This window comes from Woodsholea maritima DSM 17123 (assembly GCF_000382325.1).
GTDB classification, from domain to species: domain Bacteria; phylum Pseudomonadota; class Alphaproteobacteria; order Caulobacterales; family Maricaulaceae; genus Woodsholea; species Woodsholea maritima.
Genome location: NZ_KB908057.1, coordinates 374,708 through 389,483 on the forward strand (window position 1 = coordinate 374,708; position 14,776 = coordinate 389,483).

Genomic DNA, 14,776 nt, shown 5'->3' on the forward strand with positions numbered 1-14,776 from the left:
GTGCGCTGCGGGGAAAGTCCTAATTATGGGAAACTTATTGATCTAGCCACCCTTGGCGAGCAGAACTTCCTTCACAGTGCGTATCAAGATGACACAATCGCGCCAGAGCGACCAATTATGGGCATACCAGGTATCAAGCCGGGCCCGCTCCGCAAAGGTGGTGGTGTGACGGCCATTGACTTGCCATAGGCCAGTCAGGCCAGGGCGCATGCGTTTATAGGCCTCAAATTCGCGGCCATAGTCGGCAATCTGGTTGGTCATCATGGGGCGCGGACCGATCAGGCTCATCTCACCGCGCAAGATATTAATCAGCTGAGGCAATTCATCCAGGCTCAGCTTGCGGATCCAGCGCCCGACGGGTGTGATGCGTGGATCATGACGGAGTTTTTTATATATCTCCCATTCGCGCGCCGCATCTTCATCGCTTTCCAAAAGGGTTTTGAGGCGCGCTTCCGCATCGATAGCCATGGAGCGGAATTTCAGGCATGAAAAGACTTTACCGTCTTTGCCAACGCGCGGTTGAGCAAAGAAAGCTGGCCCGCCATCGCGGCGAATAAGGACAATAAGCGCAGCAAAAACTGGTGATAGTGCGATAAGCCCTAATCCCGTGACGATAATATCGAAACCGCGTTTGATCGCTTGGGCCAGCGGCCGATCAAGACTGTCTTTGATGGCAAAGACAATGCCTTCACTGGGCGGAATGTCCAACAGATCAAAGTTTTGCGTCGGTAAAGTTCCAATCGCAGGCTGATAGTAAAAAGATACGCCTTTGAGGGTCAAAGCGCTGGCTAGGCGGCTGGCTAGAGCCTGCGTGACACTATCAGGGGCCAGATAAAGCGTGGCGTTGGCATGGGCGTTTAGACGCTCACCAATCTCTTCGTCGTTTAAAGCCAGCATAGCGTCAAGCGCGAGCGTATGTGCGAGCTCAAAGCCGTATTCAGTTTTATCTTGAAAGCGTTGCAGCAGGTCAGAGGTCACGCTTGATCCCGATAAAACAATGATAGATTGGGCCCATTCTCGCGTGGCTTTAAGGGCTTCGCGGGTCAACCAGCGCAGAAGCGGTATCGCGCCGGCCAGCGCGCTCCAATACAAGATCATCGTCAGTTTCAATTGCGTATGATCAGCTAGGAAGGCGAGGGTCGCGCTACATACAAATCCTAAGGCGCAAAATGCCAGAATGGGGCGGAGTTGGTCAGCAAGCGCTTTACGGATATGATAATGGCCGCGATTGCGCAAACCGAGCAGCACCCCAACACTAAACAGGCCCGATAAGATCACATGAGCCAACAGCTCCGGCGTGTTCGCCATACCTGCCAGGGAAATATAGAAGCTAAGCGCGCAGGCTAAGGCATCAGACCAGAAAAAGGCCCGCAAAATATTTTTGCGTCCCGCTTTGACAGGCGCGTTGAGGAGATGAACCGTGGAGAATGTGTTGGTCTGGTCCAAATTAGATCACCTTCACGAGATAACAGGGCGCATAGGCGTCCTTTATCCGGTCCGGAGCAAAAACAGGGCCAACAGGGTTAAGCGCGTGAAGAGCGTAAGCTGAAACAGGCCAGAATGCCCATCGCCAAAGCGCCGTGATGCCATTCTTGCCAAACGCCATAACCCAAGACAATGCAGACAAGCCATAAGCCGATTACCCAAGATAAGCTGGCGCTTAAGTCGACGCTGAGCTTGGCTTTGAACAGGGTGTAGGCGCTAGCCCATAAGGCCAGTGTGAATAAAGCTGCGCCGACAAACCCCGTTTCCATCCAGATATGAAGCGCTGCATTATGGGCATGCAGGGGCATCAGCTCCGCGGTGAAGTCTTGGACTTGGCCCACATCATGAAAGGTGCGTGCCGCATCCAAGCCTTGGCCGATCCAGGGGCTTTGCGCGATTTTATCAAGGGTGAATTGCCAGATTTCAAGCCGCCAGGCCCATGATGGCGGTAAGGCCTCGCGCACAGAGGTATCAAAGCCTTGCAGCGCGATGTGCATGATCAAGGGCGATAAAATCAGATAGAGGCCAAAGCTGGCTAGAAACAGGGCCAAGGCCCAACGTGGTTTCCAATAGCCCAACCCTGACAAAGTCAGCGCGACAAACAGGGCGACAATATTGGCCTCATTATCGAAACTGCCGGCTGTAATGACGCAGGCCCCGATCACGAGCGCGACGTATAGCGCCCATTGGCGCGTGGTGCGAATCAAAATCAGGCATGCCGGGCCAGCCAAGATGAGCGCAATGGTGGCTCCGCGGCTGAGCGTGCGATAGGTCAAATTGCGCAGGTGATGGGGGTCAAGAACTTGGCCTTGCGCTTCGAGACGTTCAAAGCTTTCTGTAATCACGCCGTGGGTTAAGCCCTCAAGCGTGAAAAAGCTGAGCATGGCCAGGCTGGCGAATATGACCGCAGTGCTTAGATACGTACTGCGCCGCGAGAGGGTCTGCCAACTGCTGGCTACGAAACTCAAGAAAACAGGAGGCAGTAGGACAAGCTTCCAGGCCTGATCCAGTTTCGAATAGGGCGACCAGGTGAGGCTAAGCACGCACCAGAGTAAAGCGGCCGCCCATATCCAATAGACCGGGGGTAGGCTTGGCAGCATGCGCATGAGCCAGCGGGGGCGCAGCGTGATCACCCCCCCTAAAGCCGCTGTTGCGGCTAATCCCAAGCCACCCGATGAGGCAAAGACAGCGGTAAGTCCGAAGCATATAGCCAGGGCGATCCGTGTGCGCCAATCTTCTCTGTCAGGCGCAAGACCTAAGGGCTTAGGATCAGCGAGAGGCGAGTTCATGAATTTAGAAGACCTCGGCGCTGGGCTTGTCATTCCAACATAACAGGCGGGTAGATTGCGTGGTGATTTCAGCCACACACCAATGCCCGGTTTTAACCTTGGGGTCTACGTGACCCCCAAGGCCTGTGGTGAGCAAAGGGTGAAAATAGCGCAAAATCCCGTTGGATGTCAGAACCAGCACCAGGTGATCATCGCTTAGATCCGATGTGGCATCTTCGAAAACGGCCTTGGCATTTGCGGCTAGTTCATCTGGGCTGGGGCTCCAGCCAGCATCATTGGGCGCAATGTTCTTCTCGCGCCAATTATCAATGGCCTGCTGGCCCCATTGAGCGGCGATGTCTTCATCGCTTTTCCCGCCCCACTGGCCGTAATCAATTTCTTTCAGGCGTTCATCAATTTCGATCTCGCCGGTAAAGCCGCAGGCCTCACCGGCCAGTTCGGCACCAATGCGCGTGCGCTTTAGGGGCCCGGCGATAATACGATCAGGGTGATGATGGGCACTTAATAGCGCCGCGCCAATCTGGCGCGATTGGGCAAGCCCGCGCTCTGTCAGGGGCAGGTCTTCTTTCGCCCCGACCCAAACGGGTGTGTCTTCGCTGGTAAAAGTATTGCCATGACGGGCTAAGACCAGAAGCATTACAAAATCTCGCCTTCGCGGCTTAAAATCTCTTCAACGCGAACTGCATCTTCCGGGCTGTCTACTGACCAGGGTGTGCGACCGCGATAATTGGTTAAAACGATACGGATAGGGATAGCATTCTCTAACGCGCGCAATTGTTCAAGGCTTTCTGCGCGCTCCAAGGGGGTGGGGTCAAGCGCAACCAGCGTGCGAAGGGTAGAGAAGCGATAGGCGTATAAGCCGATATGCTTGAAAACCGGAATGTTTTCCTCAGGATGACGTTGGAAAGGCAGAACGGCTTTTGAAAAATATAACGCATTCATATTCTTATCAAACACTACGCTGGTGCCGCCAACCTCACCGGCGGCCTTCGCCGCGCGGGTCTTCGCTTCGGTCTCCGGGTCCAGCTGAACCGCAGGCGTGGCCATTTTAAGGCTGGCATCTTTGACCATCGCGTTGGCCGCCGCATCGACCACCCAGGGCGGGGTCAGGGGTGCGTCGCCCTGCAAATTCAAGATGATGTCGTCCTCTTTCGCGAAGTCTTTCACCGCCTCATAGGCGCGCTCGGTACCATTGCGACAGCTTAAAGGCGTCATCACCGCTTCACCGCCATGGCCTTCCACGCAGGCGATAATCCGCTCATCATCAGTAGCAACCAGGGCTTTATCGACGCTGGGTGCGGCCGCGGCCAAGCGGCGCACCCGCTCGACCATTTCCAGGCCCGCGATTTTGTGCAGAGGCTTGCCAGGAAAGCGTGATGATCCATAACGCGCTGGAATGATGGCAATAACGCTCATGGCAAACTCCGTAAGTGAAAGGGCAGGCGGGTGTAGGTGACATGGGTGAGCGCATCGGGCAAGACCTTATGACGCCTGCCTTTGCCTAAAGTCTAAGATTGCGCTAAACAGCGCCCTTCATTCCATCCATGCACCTATGTCTTGGAAAAAGATCATAGGCTGACCTGATTTTACCGGAGGTTCCCCATGGCCGGGCACTCGAAATGGGCCAATATTCAGCACCGTAAAGGACGCCAGGATAAGGCGCGCTCTAAAGTTTTCTCTAAACTTTCTAAAGAGATCACGATTGCAGCTAAACTCGGTGGCCCTGACCCGGATGCCAATCCGCGCCTGCGTCTGGCGGTTCAAAACGCCAAGGGCCAATCCATGCCCAAAGACAATATTGAGCGCGCGATCAATAAAGGCCAAGGCGGGGACGGTGAAGATTACGAAGAAATCCGCTATGAAGGCTTTGGTCCGGGCGGTATTGGTGTGATCGTTGAGGTTTCGACCGATAACCGTAACCGCGCCGCAGCTGAAGTGCGCACCGCCTTTTCCAAAAATGGCGGCAATATGGGTGAGACCGGTTCGGTCGCTTTCATGTTCGATAATGTCGGCGAGATCCGGTATGACGAATCCGTCGCCGATGAAGAAGCCATGCTGGAAGCCGCGATTGAAGCGGGCGCAGAGGACGTCATTCAAGAATCCAGCCTTAATGATGATGACGAAGAAGTCGGCGAGCACGTGATTTATTGCGCGCGTGAAGACCTCAATGAAGTCATGACCGCTCTCCAGGCCGTTTATGGCGAAGCCAAATCGGCCAAAATCATCTGGAAGCCCCAGACCCTGACCCCGGTTGAGGGGGATAAAGTGCCAACTGTCATGAAGTTGATGGATGTGCTGGATGATTTGGACGATGTCCAAAACGTTTATGCCAATTTCGACATTTCTGACGAGGATATGGCAAACGCCTAAGGGGAGTGGGGCCCGATGGGGACTTTGGTCCACCGCTCGGGCCCGTTGGCCCATCTGGGGTTTGGCGTCTCCGGTGCCTTGGGGACACCTTTGGTGTCCGCGCGCCAAACGCAGGCTTTGATCCATCACGCCTATGCGTGCGGTATCCGCCATTTTGATACGGCCCCGGCCTATGGCGGGGGGCAAGCGGAGCGTCGACTAGGTTTGGCATTGCGCGATTTACCGCGTGATCAGATTTTTATCTCCACCAAAGTTGGTGTGCATTCTACAGGGATTTTTGGAAAGAAACGTGATTTAACAGCCGAGGCCGTTGAAACCTCGCTTGTTCAGAGTTTAGAACGATTGCAAATATGTGGGGTTGATGCACTTATCCTGCATGGGCCAGCTGCTGCTGAGCTCACTAAAGAATTTATACAAAAGCTAAGAGACCTGAAATCTAGCGGGGCATTTAAATATTTAGGCATAGCCGTACGAGGTGCCGGTATTAACTATGCCCTTAGGGACGACATATTTAACATTATTATGACGCCGATACATCTGGGTCTTACTCAATCTCATATTTCGCGTTTGGAGGTTGCTAGAGCAAAGGGACGAGCGCTGTGGGCGATTGAGACGCGCGGTGAAGGTCCGCCCTCTGTAAAAATTCCGCGCCAAATGTCTGATCTTTACCCTCTAGCGAAGGCTTTCAAGGCGCGTTTGAACGGTCCTCAGATTAAGGCCAATGCCGACTTTAGCGGAGTTAGCCTAAAGGCTAGCCTTGTCAATCCTTTAGCCGATATTGTGATGATGACGAGTGCGCGCGCGCACCATATTCGCGCCAATGCGCGCATTGCCGGGCTCTGCGACTAAGGTCTATAAGACCAATTGTTTAAAGTTGCTGAAAGATGTCCGCTTTTATCTTCGCAGGCGCAAAAAAGGACTATTCAGCGGCCTACAAAGATCTAAGATCGCGCTCAAGATCACAAACGTGGTTAAAGCTCCATCAGAGGGTAACCACGTTTATACGTTAGGGGAATCCAACCATGGCCGACTTATCTGCACTTAAATCTCATGCTGCCCGCCTTGAAAATGTATCTTTGAGTGAGCTTGTTGCTCAAGGGGGATCGCGCGATGCGGCATTGCAGTTTGAAGCCGCAGGGGTCAGCCTGGATGCGCGTAAACAGCGCTTGGACGAAGCCGCACTCGGTGCCTTTCATGCCCTGTTAGAGGCGGCAGATTTTGAGGCCAAGCGTGAGGCGCTCTATAAGGGCGCCATCGTCAATACGACTGAGAAACGCCCTGCCATTCATGCCGCGATCCGCAATCCAGATCTGTTGACCGATCAAGAATTTGGCGAAGAAGTGCGTATGGCGCGGATCTCCACGCGCGCTTTCGCGGCCACGATGAAGCAAATGCCCATTCTGGACGGTCATCCGGTCAAGCGCGTGGTTAATATCGGCATTGGCGGGTCGGATCTAGGTCCGCGCTTTCTCTATGATGCGCTTCATAAATTTGGCCGAAAAGATGTGGAGTTGAAATTCGTCTCCAATCTGGATCCAGCCGATTTAGAAGACGCGATTGAGGGCGCAGATCCTTTGACAACGCTGTTCTGCGTGATCTCAAAATCCTTTACCACGCAAGAAACCTTGATGAATGCGCGTGCTGCCCATGCCTGGCTGACCTCGCATTTGGGCAAGGCCGGCGCGGATGCGCGCTTTGCTGCGGCAACGGCTGCACCACAAAAAGCCATTGCCTTTGGCCTTGATCCATCAAAAGTTTTTGCCTTCGCCGAAGGTGTTGGCGGGCGCTATTCGGTTTGGTCGGCGGCTGGATTATGCCTCGATCTGGTACTCGGTCCCGACATTATGGATCGCCTGCTCGATGGCGCGCGCGCGATGGATGAGCATTTTGCCTCTGCGCCTTTGGCGCAAAACATGCCGGTCGCCAAAGCCATTATTGATGTGTGGAACCGCGCGCTGTTGGGGCAAAATTCGCGCTGCGTTGGAGCCTATGCGTCGCGCCTGCAAATGCTGCCGAATTATCTCCAGCAATTGGAAATGGAGAGCCTGGGTAAATCCGTTACCCATGCCGGTCAGCCTTTGGGCGAACATCAGGGCGGCCAGATTGTCTGGGGCGGGCGCGGCTCAGATGTTCAACACTCTTTCTTCCAGTGGCTTCATCAGTCTACGGACCGTGTGCCGGTCGACTTCATTGGATTGCGCTCCATGACGTTCAGTGATGATGAGCGCGCCAAGGCTTTGATTGCCAATATGGTCGCGCAATCGGCCGCCTTGATGCAGGGCCGCGAAGGTGATGATGAGCAAGGCCAGCACCGCCATATGCCGGGGGGGCGTGCATCGAGCATTGTGATGCTCGATGAGTTGAGCCCAGAGACCGTGGGGGCTTTGGTTGCGCTTCACGAACACAAGGTTTTCACCGAAGCTGTGTTATACGATCTCAACCCCTTCGATCAATGGGGGGTTGAACTGGGCAAAGAGCTTGCGAATTCGATCCTCTCGGGCGATCAGAGCCGCTTTGACCCAGTGACCCAGGATCTCTTGCGCCAGTTTAACTTCTAAGCGTTAAGTTTGGCGTGAAGAGGTGGCCCCTGTTGGATGCGAATCTGATAGGGGTAATCGCGGATTGTTGCGAAAGGCCCTCATCATGACCGCTCTTGACCCTTCTAAGCTAAAGTCCATGGCCAATGCCATTCGGGCCTTGTCCATGGACGCCGTACAGGCGGCCAATTCCGGCCATCCCGGCATGCCGATGGGTATGGCCGATGTGGCGAGTGTATTATGGTCACGTCATCTGAAATTTGATGCCAAGGATGTCAATTGGGCCGATCGCGACCGCTTCGTGTTGTCGGCGGGCCATGGCTCGATGCTGATCTACGCGCTTCTCCATCTCAGCGGTGTTGAGGATGTGAGCCTGGATGACCTTAAAAACTTCCGCCAGCTGGGCGCGAAAACCGCCGGTCACCCCGAATTTGGGCATATCGCAGGCGTTGAGACAACCACCGGGCCTTTGGGCCAAGGCATCTCCACCGCGGTGGGTATGGCCCTGGCTGAGCGGATCTTGAACGCAGATTATGGCGATGATCTGGTCGATCACCGCACCTGGGTCATTGCTTCAGATGGCGATCTGCAAGAAGGCATCAGCCAGGAAGCGATCTCGCTCGCTGGGCATTTGAAGCTCAACCGCCTGATTGTGTTGTGGGATGACAATAATATCTCCATCGATGGCGATACCGAGCTGTCGGACACCGTGGATCATTGCGCACGCTTTGACAGCGCAGGCTGGACCACGATGCGTGTGGATGGTCATGATTATGCGGCGATTGATCAGGCCCTTGAGGCGGCAAAATCCAGCGATAAGCCTGTTTTGATCGCCTGCCGTACCGTGATCGGTTTTGGGGCCCCGACGAAGGCGGGTAAAGCCTCCAGCCATGGTGCGCCTTTGGGGGCTGAGGAAATCGCCGGTGCGCGCGCCGCCTTGGGCTGGGCGCATGGCGCGTTTGAAATCCCCGCCGATGTTCAACAAGACTGGCATGCGGCCGGGACCCGCGGCGCAGCCGAGCATAAAGCCTGGGCCGAGCGTGTGTCGGCTTCTGCGAAAGCCGAGGCCTTCAAAGCGCAATTGGATGCGGGCTTGCCTGTATCGGCGCTGAAAGCCATTACCGACCATGCGCACAAAATGGCCGCTGAGAAGCCGGTCGTCGCCAGCCGTAAAGCCTCTTACATGGCGATCGAAGCCATCGCTGAGGCCTATCCCGGTCTGGTGGGCGGCTCTGCCGACCTAACCGGATCAAACCTCACCAAAGCGCCGAGCCAGAACGCTATTCAGGCTCCGGATTATAAAGGCGCTTATATCCATTATGGTGTGCGTGAGCATGGCATGGCCGCCGCCATGAACGGGATGAGCCTTCATGGTGGTATCCGCCCCTATGGCGGGACTTTCTTGGTCTTTGCCGATTATTGTCGTCCGTCCATCCGTCTGGCGGCGTTGATGAACCAGTCCGCGATCTATGTGTTCACCCATGATTCCATTGGTCTGGGTGAGGATGGTCCGACCCACCAGCCGATTGAGCATCTGGCTTCACTGCGCGCGATGCCGAATGTGGATGTCTACCGTCCGTGCGATGCGTTGGAAACGGCAGAAGCCTGGTCGTGTGCGCTGCAAGCGCCAAGCACGCCAAGCGTTTTGGCCCTGTCGCGTCAGAATTTGCCGCATTTGCGTGAAGACGATGGTTCTGAAAACCTCACCGCAAAGGGCGCTTATGTGCTTCGTGAGGCCGAAGGTGAGGCCCAGGTGATCCTGATCGCGACGGGTTCTGAAGTGAGCCTCGCCGTTGAGGCTCAAGGCGAGCTGAAAGCCAAAGGCATTCACGCGCGTGTCGTCTCCGCGCCGTGTGTGGATCGTTTTATCGCACAGGACAAAGCCTATCGCGATAGCGTTCTGATCCCCGGCGTGCCGCGCGTCGCGGTCGAGGCCGCCTGCCGCTATGGCTGGGATGCTTTGATCGGCATGGAAGGCGGATTTGTGGGCATGGAGGGCTTTGGGGCCTCTGGACCTGCCGAAGCGCTGTATGAGCATTTCAACATTACGACCGCAGCTGTGGTCAAAGCCGCTGAGGCTTTGGTCTAAGCCGCGCTTAGTCCTTTAAAACAAAGAAGCCCGGATCTTGGATCCGGGCTTTTTTGTTAGGGGCTGAGGGTTTCGATAACGCCATAGGCCATGAGGCGTTTGAGGCTGTTTTTGGCCCGCTCTGGGCTGAGGGCCTCAAAGGCGTCCAGGCTAAAACGCGCTCCGCTCAGCATGAGGTCGAGCCCCGCTTCAGCCTCACGGTCAAAGCGGATATCCCCGCCCGGTGCGACCAAAATCCAGTGATCACCGCCATCGGCCAGGCGGATTTGGGCCAGAGGGCGTTTTTGAAACACCATCTTGGCCGTGATCGGGGCATGACTGGCCAAAAGGGCGCCTTTGGTGTCGGCCTGACGGGTGCGCAGGAAGAGATCAATGAAGATGTCGGTGACTGCCTCCACATCCATATGCGCTTTTAAACCGTCAAAGGCGGCGCTGGCGGCTTGGCTCATCTGGGCGCGATCAAAATCCTCGCGCGCAAAGCCTGGCGGTAAGGATCGACGCAGCGCCGGCACATTCAGCGCCGCATTTGACACCGCCTCCAGCATAAAATCCGCCCAGGTCTTGACCAAGATGCCCGTGGTGATGTGCAACGAGGCTTCCCCCTCCAGACTGATCGCATCATGCATCAGGCCGCGCGGGATATAGAGGACATCGCCGGGCTCAAGCACAAAATCATCGCTGGGCTCACCGGGCTCAAACTGGCCGGGGACGAATTTCTCACCGCGATAGGGGGTCGGGATCGGGCTATCATAAAGCCGCCAGCGTTTTCGGCCTTCGACTTGCAGGATAAAGACATCATGGCCGTCATAATGGGTTTTAAACCCTTGTGCGTTGGCCGGTGTCAGATAGATATTGGTTTGCACATGGGCGGAGAAGTCCTGTTCCAGGGCGCGGACAAACTCGCCCAGAATCCGCTCGCGCAGATGTAATTGCGGCAGGATGATCGTCGCGCCTTCTTGAAAGTGCCGCGCCACGGCGCCGCGATCAATAATCCCCTGGTCCGATGTGAAATCCTCAGACCTCAAAGGGGGATGGGCGCGCGCCATGTCCAGCTCGCCCTGATGCAGCGTATGGCTGGCCAAAATATCATCAATGCGCGCGAGCGAGAGCAGAGGGCCAAAGCGCTCGCCATCCCCAACACCGCACAGGCGCAGGGGTTTTTGCTCATAATATTGCGCAAAGAAGTCAGGCGGGGTAATCGGGGCCAGAAGATTGTCCAGCCCCGTGGGAAAGGTATGGTTCATGATCGGGCGGTCTTAGCAGCGACGCCCATTGCCACCAGAATCGGCATGGCGTCCGCTATCGCTGTCACTACAGCTGCGTGACCCACGCCCATTTCCCGCCTCATCGCTGTTGCGGCCTGTGTCACTGTCGGTGGTCCCAGTACCGCGCCCATTACCCGCGCTGTCACCATAGCGTCCGCTGTCACTATCGGTCACGCCCGAATTGCGTCCCTGACCAACGCTGTCGGCATGACGGCCCGTATCACTGTCGGTCGTGCCTGATCCGCGGCCATTTCCGGCACTATCGGCATAACGACCGGTGTCGCTATCTGTGGTGCCAGAGCCACGCCCATTTCCGGCGCTGTCGGCATAACGCCCCGTATCACTGTCGGTCGTACCTGATCCACGGCCATTTCCCGCAGTGTCCGCATAGCTGCCGCTATCGCTGTCGGTGACGCCAGACTGGCCCTGACCATTGCCGACGCTATCGGCGTATCGCCCCGTATCACTATCGGTGGTTCCGGTGCCGCGCCCATTGCCGGCGCTATCGGCATAGGTGCCGGTATCGCTGTCGGTGATGCCGGTTTCGCAGCGCCGTCCGCGCCCAACGCCATCGGAATGGCGGCCCGTATCGCTGTCGGTACATCCGCTTTGGGCGCGGTGGGTGTTGGCTCCCGCCGTGCCGCCCATGGCCGCCCCCGTTAATACCGCAGCCCCGCCGGCAACCGTCGATAAGAAGGAACGCCGTGAAAGTGGTCTTTTGCTCATTGTCCTGCCCTTATGCCCCAAGTCTTGAACGCTCAGCCTATCAGGCCAGAGGGTCCTGACCAGACCTTTCGCCTGAAACTTTAATAAAAAACTATGCCTCGTATTTTATTGCGTCTTTCAACATGAACGCAGGCTGAAATCGGGCTCGCGAATGAGAACAAAAGTGGTATATGTGGTCTATGGCGGGTTTGATTCGTATATTGGGCATTGATCCGGGCCTAAATAAAACCGGATGGGGCCTGATCGCCCAGGATGGTACGCGCCTGGCGTTTTTGGCCTGTGGGGTGATCAAGCCCGATGCTAAGGCCGAAATGCCGCAAAGACTGCGCTTTATCTATGATGCGGTTGAGGACTTGATCGAAACCCATCAGCCCCATGAGGTTGGCGTGGAAGATCAGTTTGTCCATGCCAGCGGTGTCTCTGCCTTGAAGTTGGGCCAGGCGCGTGCGGCCGCCGTGATCGCGCCTGCGCGTGCGGGTCTCATGGTGGGTGAATATGCGCCCAAGCTGGTGAAAAAGGCGGTGGTCGGCACCGGCAATGCAGAAAAACATCAGGTCGAAGCCATGGTCGCCATGCTGTTACCCGGATCCAAGGCCAAAGCCGATGCGGCGGATGCTTTGGCGATTGCAATCTGTCACGCCCATCATCGTGGGATGAAAACAAGGATGGCTTCATGATTGGATTTTTACGCGGTGTGGTCGAAGCCCTGGGCGAGGAGGAGTTGATCCTGGACGTCAATGGCGTGGGCTATCTGGTCGCCGTGGGCGCGCGCACCCTCTCGCAAGTGGCACCGGGGGCAAAGATCAGCCTCTTCATAGAGACCCATGTCCGCGAAGACGCGATCAAGCTGTATGGCTTCAGCTTAGAGTCTGAACGCGCTTGGTTTGCCCGCCTGCTAAGCGTGCAAGGGGTGGGGGCCAAGGCCGCCTTGGCGATTTTGGACGTGCTCAAACCCTCTGAGGTCGAAAGCGCGAGCGTGCTGGGCGATGCCAGCGCCTTTGAGCGTGCCAAGGGTGTCGGCAAAAAACTCGCTCAACGCATGGTGACGGAGTTGAAAGACAAGGCCCCGCCCATTGGGCGACGTCTGGCCACCCGTTCGGGCTCTAGCCTGGCAGGCTTAATGGGGGATGAGCGGGTTGAAACACCCCAGATTGAAGATGGCGTTGAGGAAGCGCCCAGCCTTGCGCCCTTGCCCGCGTCCAGCGCGCGTGAAGATGCCATCTCGGCCCTGATGAATTTGGGCTATAGCGAGGGCGAGGCGCGCCGCGCCGCCGCCGAGGCGTTGCGGGCCTTGGGCGAGGAGGCGAGCGAAAGCGCGCTGATCCGCACGGCCTTGAAAGATTTGGCGCGATAGCCTTTAACTGTGATCATGACCTTCGCTAGGACGCCTCTATGACCCAAGCCCCCGATGCCCGCCTGATTTCAGGCGAAGCCCAGTCTGAGGATGGCCGGGATAAGGCGCTGCGCCCGTTATCCTTTTCTGATTTCGTCGGGCAACCGGCGGCGATTTCCAATCTTAAAGTCTTTGTGGCGGCTGCAAAAAAGCGCGGTGAGGCGCTTGATCATGTTCTGCTTTCTGGCCCGCCGGGCTTGGGTAAAACCACGCTGTCGCAGATTGTGGCGCGTGAACTGGGCGTCAATTTTAAAGCCACCTCCGGGCCTGTCATCGCCAAGGCCGGGGATTTGGCAGCGATCTTGACCAATCTGGAAGAGCGCGATGTCCTTTTCATTGACGAGATCCATCGCCTGATGCCCGCGGTGGAAGAAATTCTCTATCCCGCGATGGAGGATTTCTGCCTGGATCTGGTGATTGGGGAAGGGCCGAGCGCACGCACGGTGCGTATTGATCTGCCGCAATTTACCCTTGTTGGCGCGACGACCCGCGCGGGCTTGTTGGCGACGCCTTTGCGTGATCGCTTTGGCGTGCCGGTACGCTTGGAATTTTATGATGTCGATGATCTGTGCAAGATCGTGGCGCGCGGTGCCCGAAAGCTGGGCGCGCCGATGGATGAGGGCGGGGCGCGTGAAATTGCCAAGCGCTCACGCGGCACCCCGCGCGTTGCCGGGCGGTTATTACGCCGGGTGCGCGATTTCGCCGATGCCGATGGCGATCCGGTGATAACCGCTATGGTCGCGGATAAGGCCTTGAAGCGCTTGGATGTGGATGAGGTGGGCCTGGACGCGCTCGACCGGCGCTATCTTAAAATCCTCATCGAGGGCTTTGGTGGTGGGCCTGCCGGGGTGGAGACTTTGGCCGCGGCCTGCGCTGAGGCGCGAGACGCGCTGGAAGATGTCGTGGAGCCCTTCTTGATCCAGCAAGGTTTTATCCAGCGCACGCCGCGTGGGCGCATGGCGGCGGGGCGGGCCTATGATCATTTGGGATATACCCGGCCGGAGCATTTAAGCGGCGATCTCTTTGGGGGGAAATGATGCAAGCCACACCGCATCAGGGCTATTGGTCCAGCGATAATACCCACCGCCTGCCAGTGCGGGTCTATTATGAGGACACTGATTTTACCGGCGTTGTTTATTATGCCAATTATCTGAAATTCTTTGAACGCGGGCGCACGGATGCTTTGCGCTGTCTGGGTGTTCACCATGCGGCCCTGTTAGAGGCCGAGACGCCCTTGGGCTTTGCCGTGCGTAAAATCACCGTTGAATATGAACGCCCGGCGCGCATTGATGATGCGTTGCTGGTCGCAACCCAATTTAAGGCCGCCAAGGGCGCACGTTTTGAAATCTTACAACAAATTCATAAAGGCGAACAGTTGATCGCAAAGGCTGGGGTGGAGGCCGTCTGCATTGATTTATCGGGCCGTCCCAAGCGTTTACCGGTTGATTTGGTGGAACGATTAGGCGATTTTAGCGTTGATGACCTCAAAGCCTGAACGCAAAATTGCCGTAATCGGGCGTCACAAGCTGGCATAATATTCGCTTATCCTTCGGGAGTCGCCTGACTTCTTGTGGAAGATGTCTTGTTGTCGCAACAAAGGCCCGCTACACAAGGTGTTGGAG

General features: G+C 56.5%; 14 protein-coding genes. 8 read left to right on the top strand and 6 right to left on the bottom strand.

Annotated elements, in window-relative coordinates:
* Window positions 1-42 precede the first annotated feature (42 nt).
* From H151_RS16985 to kdsB, 4 genes are all read right to left on the bottom strand, one after another.
* Entirely contained in the window at window positions 43-1,446 is a 1,404-nt protein-coding gene (locus tag H151_RS16985) for an exopolysaccharide biosynthesis polyprenyl glycosylphosphotransferase (RefSeq protein ID WP_019960998.1), read from the bottom strand.
* Between the two features lie 77 nt (window positions 1,447-1,523).
* On the bottom strand, window positions 1,524-2,774 hold the full coding sequence (locus H151_RS0107310; protein ID WP_169336724.1) for an O-antigen ligase family protein: 1,251 nt from the start codon (window positions 2,772-2,774) through the stop codon (window positions 1,524-1,526).
* Window positions 2,775-2,778: 4 nt separating this feature from the next.
* Window positions 2,779-3,411, bottom strand: a complete 633-nt coding sequence (locus H151_RS0107320; protein ID WP_019961001.1) for a histidine phosphatase family protein — start codon at window positions 3,409-3,411, stop codon at window positions 2,779-2,781.
* Window positions 3,411-4,190: a 3-deoxy-manno-octulosonate cytidylyltransferase gene (gene kdsB / locus H151_RS0107325; protein WP_019961002.1), complete on the bottom strand. Its 780-nt coding sequence runs from the start codon at window positions 4,188-4,190 to the stop codon at window positions 3,411-3,413. The genes H151_RS0107320 and kdsB overlap by 1 nt, the downstream gene beginning before the upstream one ends.
* Before the next feature lie 186 nt (window positions 4,191-4,376).
* On the opposite strand from kdsB, the gene H151_RS0107330 reads away from it, so the two are divergent.
* From H151_RS0107330 to tkt, 4 genes are all read left to right on the top strand, one after another.
* Window positions 4,377-5,144 carry a YebC/PmpR family DNA-binding transcriptional regulator gene (locus H151_RS0107330; RefSeq protein WP_019961003.1) on the top strand — a complete coding sequence of 256 codons (768 nt, stop codon included), beginning with the start codon at window positions 4,377-4,379 and terminating at the stop codon, window positions 5,142-5,144.
* 15 nt (window positions 5,145-5,159) lie between these two features.
* Window positions 5,160-5,993, top strand: coding sequence for an aldo/keto reductase (locus H151_RS16990; RefSeq protein WP_019961004.1), 834 nt, complete (start codon window positions 5,160-5,162; stop codon window positions 5,991-5,993).
* Between the two features lie 173 nt (window positions 5,994-6,166).
* On the top strand, window positions 6,167-7,702 hold the full coding sequence (pgi, locus tag H151_RS0107340) for a glucose-6-phosphate isomerase (RefSeq protein ID WP_019961005.1): 1,536 nt from the start codon (window positions 6,167-6,169) through the stop codon (window positions 7,700-7,702).
* 85 nt (window positions 7,703-7,787) lie between these two features.
* Window positions 7,788-9,770 carry a transketolase gene (gene tkt / locus H151_RS0107345; protein WP_026353893.1) on the top strand — a complete coding sequence of 661 codons (1,983 nt, stop codon included), beginning with the start codon at window positions 7,788-7,790 and terminating at the stop codon, window positions 9,768-9,770.
* A gap of 56 nt (window positions 9,771-9,826) precedes the next feature.
* Here the strand turns inward: tkt and H151_RS16995 are convergent, their stop codons facing one another.
* Together H151_RS16995 and H151_RS0107355 are read right to left on the bottom strand one after the other, a co-directional pair.
* Window positions 9,827-11,014 (bottom strand): cupin domain-containing protein, encoded by a 1,188-nt coding sequence (locus H151_RS16995; protein WP_019961007.1) that lies wholly within the window; start codon window positions 11,012-11,014, stop codon window positions 9,827-9,829.
* A 12-nt stretch (window positions 11,015-11,026) separates the two neighbouring features.
* Window positions 11,027-11,761, bottom strand: coding sequence for a hypothetical protein (locus H151_RS0107355; RefSeq protein ID WP_019961008.1), 735 nt, complete (start codon window positions 11,759-11,761; stop codon window positions 11,027-11,029).
* A gap of 179 nt (window positions 11,762-11,940) precedes the next feature.
* Between H151_RS0107355 and ruvC the strand changes: the two genes are divergently transcribed.
* From ruvC to ybgC, 4 genes are read left to right on the top strand one after another with little or no spacing between them, the layout of a single operon-like run.
* Window positions 11,941-12,438, top strand: coding sequence for a crossover junction endodeoxyribonuclease RuvC (ruvC, locus tag H151_RS0107360; protein ID WP_019961009.1), 498 nt, complete (start codon window positions 11,941-11,943; stop codon window positions 12,436-12,438).
* A complete protein-coding gene (ruvA, locus tag H151_RS0107365) occupies window positions 12,435-13,115 on the top strand; it encodes a Holliday junction branch migration protein RuvA (RefSeq protein WP_019961010.1) in 681 nt (226 codons plus the stop codon). Before ruvC ends, ruvA begins: the two co-directional genes overlap by 4 nt.
* Window positions 13,116-13,153: 38 nt before the next feature.
* Window positions 13,154-14,191 carry a Holliday junction branch migration DNA helicase RuvB gene (gene ruvB, locus H151_RS0107370; RefSeq protein WP_019961011.1) on the top strand — a complete coding sequence of 346 codons (1,038 nt, stop codon included), beginning with the start codon at window positions 13,154-13,156 and terminating at the stop codon, window positions 14,189-14,191.
* A complete protein-coding gene (ybgC, locus tag H151_RS0107375) occupies window positions 14,191-14,649 on the top strand; it encodes a tol-pal system-associated acyl-CoA thioesterase (RefSeq protein WP_019961012.1) in 459 nt (152 codons plus the stop codon). Before ruvB ends, ybgC begins: the two co-directional genes overlap by 1 nt.
* The last annotated feature ends 127 nt before the right edge of the window (window positions 14,650-14,776 follow it).

What these genes read in the sequence shown, in the direction of transcription:
- H151_RS0107310 (WP_169336724.1), bottom strand. Translation starts at nt 2,774, where the DNA reads ATGAACTCGCCTCTCGCTGATCCTAAGCCCTTAGGTCTTGCGCCTGAC.
- H151_RS0107320 (WP_019961001.1), bottom strand. Translation starts at nt 3,411, where the DNA reads ATGCTTCTGGTCTTAGCCCGTCATGGCAATACTTTTACCAGCGAAGAC.
- kdsB (WP_019961002.1), bottom strand. Translation starts at nt 4,190, where the DNA reads ATGAGCGTTATTGCCATCATTCCAGCGCGTTATGGATCATCACGCTTT.
- H151_RS0107330 (WP_019961003.1), top strand. Translation starts at nt 4,377, where the DNA reads ATGGCCGGGCACTCGAAATGGGCCAATATTCAGCACCGTAAAGGACGC.
- H151_RS16990 (WP_019961004.1), top strand. Translation starts at nt 5,160, where the DNA reads ATGGGGACTTTGGTCCACCGCTCGGGCCCGTTGGCCCATCTGGGGTTT.
- pgi (WP_019961005.1), top strand. Translation starts at nt 6,167, where the DNA reads ATGGCCGACTTATCTGCACTTAAATCTCATGCTGCCCGCCTTGAAAAT.
- tkt (WP_026353893.1), top strand. Translation starts at nt 7,788, where the DNA reads ATGACCGCTCTTGACCCTTCTAAGCTAAAGTCCATGGCCAATGCCATT.
- H151_RS16995 (WP_019961007.1), bottom strand. Translation starts at nt 11,014, where the DNA reads ATGAACCATACCTTTCCCACGGGGCTGGACAATCTTCTGGCCCCGATT.
- H151_RS0107355 (WP_019961008.1), bottom strand. Translation starts at nt 11,761, where the DNA reads ATGAGCAAAAGACCACTTTCACGGCGTTCCTTCTTATCGACGGTTGCC.
- ruvC (WP_019961009.1), top strand. Translation starts at nt 11,941, where the DNA reads ATGGCGGGTTTGATTCGTATATTGGGCATTGATCCGGGCCTAAATAAA.
- ruvA (WP_019961010.1), top strand. Translation starts at nt 12,435, where the DNA reads ATGATTGGATTTTTACGCGGTGTGGTCGAAGCCCTGGGCGAGGAGGAG.
- ruvB (WP_019961011.1), top strand. Translation starts at nt 13,154, where the DNA reads ATGACCCAAGCCCCCGATGCCCGCCTGATTTCAGGCGAAGCCCAGTCT.
- ybgC (WP_019961012.1), top strand. Translation starts at nt 14,191, where the DNA reads ATGCAAGCCACACCGCATCAGGGCTATTGGTCCAGCGATAATACCCAC.